The following is a 9,421-nucleotide window of genomic DNA, read 5'->3' as shown; positions in this document are numbered from 1 at the left end:
CGAGGCCGGCAATACCGGCCTCTTCGCGGGTGAACCCGCTCCCACAGGAGCGGCGAGATCCCGAGAGTTGTGTATCAGTTCACCGGGGCGCCTTTGGCGATCCAGTCACCGACCAGCTTGCGCTCTTCGGTGGTCATCTGGGTGATGTTGCCCAGCGGCATGATCTGGCTGGCGACCGCTTGCGCCTGAATGCGCGCGGCCTGGGCCTGGATCTGCTGCGGGGTGTCGAACATCACGCCGGCAGGAGCCGCGCTGAACAGTGGGCTGGTCGGCTTGGACGAGTGGCACACGGTGCAGCGTTCCTGGATGACATTGTGGATCTTGTCGAAAGCGTCACCGCCAACCTGCGCCGTGGCCTGGGCAGGAGTCTGGGCTTCAGCGGCGGGTGCTTCGGCAGCCTTGGCGGCGTCCTCGGCGCGCTGCTCGGCAGCGGTCTTGCCACCTACGGCGGTCGCCGGCAGCGGCTGGTACTCGATCTTCGCTGCGGCTTGCTCCGGGCTTACGGCCATCGGTTTCGGGCCGGTGACATAGGCCAGGCAGATCATTGCCAGGGCGCCGACGGGCAGGGTCCAGGCGTACTTGTTGCTGTCATGGCGGGTGTTGAAGTAGTGGCGGATCAGTACCGCGGCCACTGCAATGCCAGCCAGGATCAGCCAGTTGTACTGGCTACCGTAGGTGCTCGGGAAATGGTTGCTGATCATGATGAACAGCACCGGCAGGGTGAAGTAGTTGTTGTGACGCGAGCGCAGCAGGCCCTTGGCCGGCAGTACCGGGTCAGGTGTCTGGTTGTTCTCGATCGCCGCCACCAGCTGGCGCTGGGCCGGCATGATGATGCGGAACACGTTGCCGACCATGATGGTGCCGATGATCGCGCCGGTGTGCAGGTACGCACCACGGCCGCTGAACACCAGGCTGAAGCCCCAGCATGCAGCAATGATCAGCACGAACAGGACACCACCGAGCAGCGCTGGCTTCTTGCCCAGAGGCGAGTCGCACAGGAAGTCGTAGATGAACCAGCCGGCGACCAGCGAGCCGATACCGATGGCCACACCTTCGGCGCCGCTCAGGGTGCTGCCAGGGGCCAGCAGGTACAGCGCCGGGTTCCAGTAGAACACCACGCACAGCAGGGCGATACCGGACATCCAGGTGAAGTAGGCTTCCCATTTGAACCAGTGCAGGTTCTCGGGCATTTTCGGGGGTGCGAGCTTGTATTTCTCCAGGTGGTAGATACCACCGCCGTGAATCGCCCAGAGATCACCCGACAACCCATCGCGCGGGTTGCTTCGGTTCAGGTGGTTCTCCAGCCAGACGAAGTAGAACGATGCACCGATCCAGGCGACACCGGTGATCATGTGAACCCAGCGAATGCTCAGGTTCAGCCATTCGTGAAGGTGTGCTTCCACAGTATGTACCTCTGCCAGTCACCGTTCAGGTCGAAACCCGGATGACCGACCTTCTCTTATTGGTGGGGATTGAGGACCAGCATTTGTTCCTCGGTGAAGTAATGCTCATCGCAGTTGTTGCCAGAACCACTGCGATCAACCACCAGGAAGTCATCCCGCTTTTCGATCGTCAGCACCGGGTGGTGCCAGACGCCGCGATGGTAATTGATGCCCTGCCTGCCATTACTGCGGAAGGCGCGGACCAAACCTGATACAGGTGCATCGCCAACTGGCGCGACCACGATCAGAAAGGGGTTGCCGAGCAGCGGAATGAAAGCCTGGCTGCCCAGCGGATGGCGTTCCAGCAGGCGCACGGTCAGCGGCATGTCCAGCGCGTCGGCGCGGAAGATGCTGATGATCGCCTTGTCTTCAGGCTCGGCGGTTTCGACCGTGGCGAGCTTGTGAAAGCGCATGGTCGAGCCGTTGTTGATCATGAAGTGGTCGCTGCCGTCGGTTTCGATCACGTCTCCGAACTGGGCAAAGGCTTCTTTGGTCAGGGGCTCGATCATCAGGGTGCGCATGCGGGTCTCTCTTATATGTTCGTTGTACTGAAAAAGGTTCGGCTGTCGCTTACAACTGCAGCAGGCGGAACAGGGCGATCAGGTTGATCTGCGCCAGGGCTTCCTTGAATTCGGCATCGGCATCGTTGTGGATGCGTTTTTCGAAGGCGGCCAGGATCTGGTGCCGGTTGCTGCCCTTCACCGCCATGATGAACGGGAACTGGAACTTGGCCTTGTAGGCATCGTTCAGCTCGGTGAAACGGGCGAACTCTTCGGCGGTGCACTGGTGGATACCGGCGCCGGCTTGCTCATTGGTGCTCGATTCGGTCAACTCGCCCTGGACGGCGGCCTTGCCGGCCAGGTCCGGGTGAGCGTTGATCAGCGCCAGCTGGTCGGAGTGGTTGGCGCTGAGCAGGATGTCGCTCATGCGCTGGTGCAGCGCCTCGATCTCGTCCAGTTCAGCCAGTTGCCCCAGGTCATAGGCTTTTTCGGCAACCCACGGCGAGTGCTCGTAGATGTCGGCGAACGCCTCGACGAAGGCGTCACGGCCCAGGGTGGAAGGCTTGAGGGTTTTGAAAGCGGTCATCAGGCGGTCTCTTTCTTGTACGGGTGGGTGGCGTGCCAGTGGCGGGCGATGTCCTCACGACGGGCGAACCAGACCTGGTCATGGCTTTTGGCGTAGTCGATGAAACGCTTCAGCGCGGCCAGGCGCGCCGGGCGGCCCACCAGGCGGCAGTGCAGGCCGATGGAGAGCATTTTCGGTGCTTCGGCGCCTTCGGCATACAGCACATCGAACGCGTCCTTCAGGTACTGGAAGAACTGTTCGCCGCAGTTGAAACCCTGTACCTGGGTGAAGCGCATGTCGTTGGTGTCGAGGGTGTAGGGGATCACCAGGTGCGGCTTGCCGGTGGGGTTGTTCGGCTCCCAGTAGGGCAGGTCGTCGTCATAGGTGTCGCTGTCGTACAGGAAACCACCTTCTTCCATCACCAGGCGGCGGGTGTTCGGGCCGGTGCGGCCGGTGTACCAACCCACCGGGCGCTTGCCGCTGATTTCGGTGAGGATGCGGATGGCTTCGAGCATGTGCTCGCGCTCCTGGGCCTCGTCCATGTTCTGGTAGTCGATCCAGCGGTAGCCGTGGCTGCAGATTTCGTGGCCGGCTTCGGCCATGGCACGGATCACGTCGGGGTGGCGCTGGGCGGCCATGGCCACGGCGAACACGGTCAGCGGCACGCCGCTGTCCTTGAACAGCTTCAGCAGGCGCCACACACCGGCACGGCTGCCATACTCGTACAGCGACTCCATGCTCATGTTGCGCGCACCCTGCAGCGGCTGGGCGGCAACCATCTCGGACAGGAAGGCTTCGGATTCCTTGTCACCGTGCAAGATGTTGCGTTCGCCACCTTCTTCGTAGTTGAGAACGAAAGACAGCGCGATGCGAGCGTTGCCCGGCCAGTGCGGGTGAGGAGGGTTGTTGCCGTAACCGATCAGGTCGCGAGGGTAGTCAGCGCTCACTGCAGTCTTCCTTCTTGTGCGTTAGTGCGGGTGGTGGGCGGGCCGCGTCGGTATGTCGCACCACCGGATGGGCTGATTGTATACAACTTCTGAAATCTTTTGTAAGCCTGTTTTTCCGCATTTCTTCCCTTTTGTCGCTTCGCAGCGCTCTGGAAATACAGTGCAAGAAACCTGCCTGATCGGTCAGCTAATGATGTTGACGTCGGCACGCAGCGTGTATTTGCGACCGATGGGTCGTTTATGGGCATGATCGGGGAGGAGCGCAAGAAGGGCCCAAAAAATTGTGTACAATTTTGCATCGGAATGTCTTAATAGCGTCATTCCCGCACATCGCAGGCCCTTTGGCGTGGTGATGGCCGTGTATTTTTTGCCCACAGATTGAACAAGAGGCGACAAGCAATGGGACGTTTGACCACACACGTACTGGATGCCGCGCATGGCTGCCCCGGCAGCTCGATCAAGGTCGAGCTGTACCGCGTCGAAGGCCAGCAGCTGGAGCTGGTGAACACCGCCCTGACCAACAGCGATGGCCGCGTCGACGCGCCGCTGCTGCAGGGTGACGACTATCGCAGCGGTGTCTACCAGTTGCAGTTCAGCGCTGGTGATTACTACCGCGCCCGCGGCGTGCAGCTGCCGGCCCAGGCGTTCCTGGACGTTGTGGTGCTGCGCTTTGGTATCGATGAACAGCAAGAGCACTACCACGTGCCGCTGCTGATTTCGCCGTACAGCTATTCGACCTATCGTGGAAGCTAGTTGGTCGCTAGAAGAATCTTCGTAGGTCCTTTGGCCCGCTCTCACACTGGCGGGCTTTTTTTCGTCTGCTGTTTTTGCATTGTCTGATCTGGCCTCTTTGCGGGTAATCGGATCGCCGCACCGCCGCACACAAACATCTATCACCTAACCCCAGGAGCGGGTTCACCGCGAAGAGGCAGGCACAGGCTAAAGCAATAGAGAAAGGGCGCCGAGGCGCCCTTGACTGGTGCAATGAGGGGTCAGAGAAACACGAACTTGGCTATGAAGATCGCGCACAACACCCACAAGCTGGCCGAGATTTCCTTGTATTTGCCGGTACCGGCCTTCAGCGCCACATAGCTGATGAAGCCCAGCGCAATACCGTCCGCTACAGAGAACGTCAGCGGCATCATGATCACCGTGACGATCGCCGGAATGCTGTCGGTGGCTTCGTCCCAATGAATGTGCGCCATGCTGCCCATCATCAGCATGGCCACATAGATCAGCGCACCCGCCGTCGCGTACGCCGGAATCATCCCGGCCAGCGGGGCGAAGAACATCGCGGCGACGAACAACAGGCCGACCACCACCGCCGTCAGACCAGTACGACCACCGGCAGCGACCCCCGCAGCGCTCTCCACATAGCTGGTCACCGGCGGTACGCCGACCACCGCACCGAACACGCTCGAAGCACTGTCAGCCTTTAGCGCCCGCGAGAGGTTCTCGATACGCCCGTCCGGCGCCACCAGATTGGCCCGCTGCGCCACGCCCATCAGCGTGCCTGCGGTGTCGAACATGTGCACGAAGAGGAACGCCAGCACCACGCTGATCATGCTGACGTTGAACACGCCAGCCACGTCCATGGCCATCCAGGTGGGTGCCAGGCTGGGCGGCATCGACATCACCCCGCCAAACTTGACCAGGCCCAGGCCCCAGCCAGCCACGGTTACGCCAATGATGCTGATCAGGATCGCACCGAACACCCGCTTGTAGCTGAGGATGGCGATCAACAGGAAGCACACGGCTGCCAGCAGCGGCCCTGGCTCATGCAGCGAACCCAGCTTGATCAGCGTGGCCGGGCTGTCGACGATGATGCCGGCGGTCTTCAGGCCGATCAGCCCGAGGAACAATCCGACGCCGGCCCCCATGGCATGGCGCAGGCTGACCGGGATGCTGTTCAGCAGCCATTCGCGCACTTTCGACAAGGTCAGGAACATGAACAGCACGCCTGAGACGAACACCGCCCCCAGTGCCGTTTCCCAGTTGTAGCCCATGGTGCCGACCACGGTGTAGGTGAAGAAGGCGTTGAGCCCCATGCCCGGCGCCAGGCCCACAGGCCAGTTGGCGTACAGGCCCATCAGCAGGCAACCCAGCGCGGCGGCGATGCAGGTGGCGACGAAGGCTGCACCATGGTCGATGCCGGCGTCGGCCATGATGTTGGGATTGACGAAAATGATGTAGGCCATGGTGATGAAGGTGGTCACCCCGGCGATCATCTCGGTTTTGACGGTACTGCCGTGTTGCTTGAGTTTGAAAATCCGCTCCAGCCAGCTCGTTTCGAGCGGTGGGGCGAGATCCAGCGCAGGGGCTTCGGATTTGCGGCTTTCCACAGCGAGTACTCCTCAAGTCTTTCTTGTTGTTGTAGGGGCCAGTTCCTGAGCGATGCACTTGGTAGCCCCAAGAGGGAAGGCAGACGTCCGACCTGTTTGTTGACTCATGGGTCAAGAAGTTGCTCGGTGGATTATGCTTTTGTGTACAAAGAATGCAAATAATGTTTTATCTTTTGTGTGCGCAATGCGTCGTACAACGGCTATATAGGTAAAACGCCCCCTGCGGAATCGCCTCAGCCTGTGTACAATGGCGCCATACTTTCTCTTCGTGCCTCGAGAGCCCATGAACGAACAGCTGCAACCTCTGAAGAAACCTGCGCGTGTCGGCAAGGCCGGCCGCAGTGGTACCCAGGACGACATCGTCTACGCGCACATCTTCGAGGCGATCCTCGAGCAGCGCCTGGCACCAGGCACCAAGTTGAGCGAGGAAGCACTGGGCGAAATCTTTGGCGTCAGCCGCACCATCATCCGCCGCGCGCTGTCGCGCCTGGCCCACGAAAGCGTGGTGCTGCTGCGGCCGAACCGCGGTGCGGTGGTGGCCAGCCCGACGGTAGAAGAGGCGCGCCAGGTGTTTTTCTCGCGGCGCATGGTCGAACGTGCCATTACCGAACTGGCCGTGCAGCACGCCACCCTCGAGCAGTTGAACGAGCTGCGGCAGATGGTGCGTGAGGAGCGCGACAGCTTCTCCCGGGGTGACCGGGGTGCTGGCATCCGGCTTTCCGGCGAGTTCCACCTCAAGCTGGCCGAAGCGGCGGGCAATGCACCGCTGGTCAGCTTCCAGCGCAGCCTGGTGTCGCAGACTTCGCTGATCATTGCCCAGTACGAAAGCGGCAACCGCTCGCACTGCTCGTATGACGAGCACATGCAGCTGATCGACGCCATCGAGGCGCGCGATGCCGACCTGGCAGTGAACCTGATGATGCACCACATGGACCACATCGACAGCAAGCTGAACCTGGACGAGGAGAGCGCCTCGGACGACCTGCATGCGGTGTTCTCGCATTTGCTGAAAAAGCCCAAGGTTTCGGCCAAGGGTTGATCGTTTGCCTGGCTGATTGAAGGGGGCCGCTTCGCCGCCCATGCGCAGCACAAGGCTGCTCCTACGGGCATCGCGTAACCCCTGTAGGAGCAGCCTTGTGCTGCGAATGGAACGCGAAGGGGCCCCAGTCATTTCTGGCCATCAGCCAAAGGTCTGCTAAATTCTTGTGGGCAAACCTTCATCAAGCAGTTGGGCTTGCGCATCCGTTGCGTTCCACTACTTGTTGAGGAAAGGTCCATGACCATGTCTCTGGGTAAACGAATGGGTGCCGAGCTGATCGGTACCTTCTGGTTAGTGCTTGGCGGCTGTGGCAGTGCGGTAATCGCAGCCAGTTCCCCTTTGGGCATCGGTGTACTCGGTGTCGCCTTCGCCTTCGGCCTTACCGTGCTGACCATGGCCTTCGCCATCGGCCATATCTCCGGTTGTCATCTCAACCCCGCCGTGTCCTTCGGGCTGGTGGTGGGCGGGCGCTTCCCGGCAAAAGAGCTGTTGCCCTACGTGATAGCCCAGGTGATCGGCGCCATCCTGGCGGCCGGGGTGATCTACCTGATTGCCAGCGGCAAGGCCGGTTTCGAGCTGTCTTCGGGCCTGGCATCGAACGGCTACGCCGACCACTCGCCAGGTGGCTACACGCTGGGGGCGGGCTTTGTCAGCGAAGTGGTGATGACGGCGATGTTCCTGGTGGTGATCATGGGCGCAACAGACGCCCGGGCGCCGGCCGGCTTCGCACCGATCGCCATCGGCCTGGCCCTGACCCTGATCCACCTGATCTCGATCCCGGTCACCAATACCTCGGTCAACCCCGCGCGCAGCACGGGGCCCGCCTTGTTCGTCGGTGGGTGGGCGTTGCAACAGCTGTGGCTGTTCTGGGTGGCGCCGCTGATAGGGGCTGCAATCGGCGGCGCATTGTACCGGGGCCTGGCGAAAGAACCTTAGCGCTGGTGCACGCAGCGCCCGGCAGCGTAGGTTTCGCGTATGGTACGGTCGTCGCCCAGGGTGGTGAGCACGAACAGGGTCTCTTCGATGCTGTTGGACTGCTGGATGCGGTAGTCCAGCAGCGGCGTGGCCTTGTAGTCCAGCACCACGAAGTCGGCATCATTGCCGGTGCGCAGGCTGCCGATGCGATCGTCCAGGCGCAGTGCGCGGGCACCGCCGAGGGTGGCCAGGTACAGCGACTTGTACGGGTGCAGGCGCGCGCCTTGCAGCTGCATCACCTTGTACGCTTCGTTCAGGGTGTTGAGCAGCGAGAAGCTGGTGCCGGCGCCGACGTCGGTGCCCAGGCCGACGTTGACCTTGAACCGTTCGGCCTGCGGCAGGTTGAACAGGCCGCTGCCAAGGAACAGGTTGGAAGTAGGGCAGAAGGCCACCGCCGAGCCGGTTTCGGCCAGGCGCTGGCACTCGTCGTCGCACAGGTGCACGCCATGGGCGAACACCGAGCGCTCGCCCAGCAGTTCGAAGTGGTCGTAAACGTCCAGGTAACCCTTCTGCTCGGGGAACAGTGACTTGACCCAGTCGATTTCCTTGAGGTTTTCCGACAGGTGCGTGTGCATGTACACGCCCGGGTGCTCCTTGAGCAGCTGGCCCGCCAGGGTCAGCTGTTCAGGTGTGCTGGTGGGCGCGAAGCGCGGAGTGACGGCGTAATGCAGGCGACCCTTGCCGTGCCAGCGCTCGATCAGGGCCTTGCTTTCGGCGTAGCCGGATTCGGCGGTGTCGGTCAGGTAGTCCGGGGCGTTGCGGTCCATCATCACCTTGCCGGCGATCAGACGCAGGTCCAGGCGCTCGGCCTCTTCGAACAGGGCATTGACCGACTCGGGGTGCACGCTGCCGAACACCAGTGCAGTGGTGGTGCCGTTGCGCAGCAGCTCCTTGAGGAAAATCTTCGCTACCTGGTCGGCGTGGTTCTTGTCGGCGAACTGCTTTTCGCAAGGGAAGGTGTAGGTGTTCAGCCAGTCCAGCAGCTGCTCGCCGTACGAGCCGATCATACCGGTCTGCGGGAAGTGGATGTGGGTGTCGATGAAGCCCGGGGTGATCAGTGCGTCCTGGTAGTGCTGCACCGGGATGTCGGCATCCAGGCTTGGCAGCAGTTCGCTGGCGTGGCCAACGGCGCTGATACGGCCATCGTCGACTACCAGCAGGCCGTCTTCAAAGTACTCATGGGAAGCCTCCAGGCCCACCTCGGCCGGGTCGGCGATGCTGTGCAGGATGGCGGCACGGTAGGCTTTGCGGGTAACGGTCATAACACACTCGTCATAGGGCTTGGCTGCGCCGGGAGGGCGGCAGCAACTGGGCAATGGGGCCGGCATTGGCAGCAGCATCGTGCTGGCCGAAGCAGGCGTTGTAGGTGGCGATGATTTCGCCGGCGATGGACACGGCGATCTCGATGGGCAGCTTGCCCTTGACCTCCGCCAGGCCCATGGGGCAGCGCATGCGCGCCATCACGGCCTCGTCGAAGCCGCGCTCGCGCAGGCGGTGCTCGAACTTGACGCGTTTGGTCTTCGAGCCGATCAGGCCGAACCAGGTGAAATCGTTGCGCTTGAGAATGGCGGCGGTCAGCTCCATGTCGAGCTGATGGTTGTGGGTCATGAC

The 9,421-nt window shown here is 61.8% G+C and carries 10 protein-coding genes; 3 read left to right on the top strand and 7 right to left on the bottom strand.

Translation table 11 applies throughout. The features are described from left to right. Window positions 1–74: 74 nt before the first annotated feature. Genes HP547_RS14950 through puuE form a run of 4 tightly spaced genes read right to left on the bottom strand, consistent with a single transcriptional unit; the run spans window position 75 to window position 3,454 of the window. A complete protein-coding gene (locus HP547_RS14950; RefSeq protein ID WP_172286696.1) occupies window positions 75–1,403 on the bottom strand; it encodes a urate hydroxylase PuuD in 1,329 nt (442 codons plus the stop codon). A gap of 56 nt (window positions 1,404–1,459) precedes the next feature. Beyond that, window positions 1,460–1,963 (bottom strand): ureidoglycolate lyase, encoded by a 504-nt coding sequence (locus tag HP547_RS14945; protein WP_172286695.1) that lies wholly within the window; start codon window positions 1,961–1,963, stop codon window positions 1,460–1,462. Window positions 1,964–2,012: 49 nt separating this feature from the next. Next, the gene (uraD, locus tag HP547_RS14940) at window positions 2,013–2,528 is read right to left on the bottom strand and encodes a 2-oxo-4-hydroxy-4-carboxy-5-ureidoimidazoline decarboxylase (RefSeq protein WP_172220422.1); all 516 of its coding nucleotides are present in this window, start codon (window positions 2,526–2,528) and stop codon (window positions 2,013–2,015) included. Beyond that, window positions 2,528–3,454: an allantoinase PuuE gene (gene puuE / locus HP547_RS14935; protein ID WP_172220419.1), complete on the bottom strand. Its 927-nt coding sequence runs from the start codon at window positions 3,452–3,454 to the stop codon at window positions 2,528–2,530. The genes uraD and puuE overlap by 1 nt, the downstream gene beginning before the upstream one ends. A 399-nt stretch (window positions 3,455–3,853) precedes the next feature. Here puuE and uraH point away from each other — a divergent pair, with 399 nt between their 5' ends. Further along, window positions 3,854–4,207, top strand: coding sequence for a hydroxyisourate hydrolase (gene uraH / locus HP547_RS14930; RefSeq protein WP_016711727.1), 354 nt, complete (start codon window positions 3,854–3,856; stop codon window positions 4,205–4,207). Window positions 4,208–4,446: 239 nt separating this feature from the next. Here uraH and HP547_RS14925 read toward each other — a convergent pair whose 3' ends face one another. Further along, window positions 4,447–5,796, bottom strand: a complete 1,350-nt coding sequence (locus tag HP547_RS14925; protein WP_172220416.1) for an NCS2 family permease — start codon at window positions 5,794–5,796, stop codon at window positions 4,447–4,449. A 283-nt stretch (window positions 5,797–6,079) separates the two neighbouring features. On the opposite strand from HP547_RS14925, the gene HP547_RS14920 reads away from it, so the two are divergent. Beyond that, window positions 6,080–6,835 carry a GntR family transcriptional regulator gene (locus HP547_RS14920; protein ID WP_172220413.1) on the top strand — a complete coding sequence of 252 codons (756 nt, stop codon included), beginning with the start codon at window positions 6,080–6,082 and terminating at the stop codon, window positions 6,833–6,835. Window positions 6,836–7,072: 237 nt separating this feature from the next. Beyond that, window positions 7,073–7,771, top strand: a complete 699-nt coding sequence (gene aqpZ / locus HP547_RS14915) for an aquaporin Z (protein WP_172286694.1) — start codon at window positions 7,073–7,075, stop codon at window positions 7,769–7,771. Here aqpZ and guaD read toward each other — a convergent pair. Together guaD and HP547_RS14905 are read right to left on the bottom strand one after the other, a co-directional pair. Further along, a complete protein-coding gene (gene guaD, locus HP547_RS14910; RefSeq protein ID WP_172286693.1) occupies window positions 7,768–9,072 on the bottom strand; it encodes a guanine deaminase in 1,305 nt (434 codons plus the stop codon). The genes aqpZ and guaD overlap by 4 nt on opposite strands. Window positions 9,073–9,082: 10 nt before the next feature. Beyond that, a partial coding sequence (locus tag HP547_RS14905; protein ID WP_172286692.1) for an XdhC family protein occupies window positions 9,083–9,421 on the bottom strand: 339 nt, incomplete at its 5' end.

It is taken from the genome of Pseudomonas sp. CM27 (genome assembly GCF_013179515.1).
Classification (GTDB): Bacteria; Pseudomonadota; Gammaproteobacteria; order Pseudomonadales; family Pseudomonadaceae; genus Aquipseudomonas.
The sequence above is the reverse complement of the archived record's forward strand: the minus strand, read 5'-3'. Positions and strand labels throughout refer to the sequence as shown.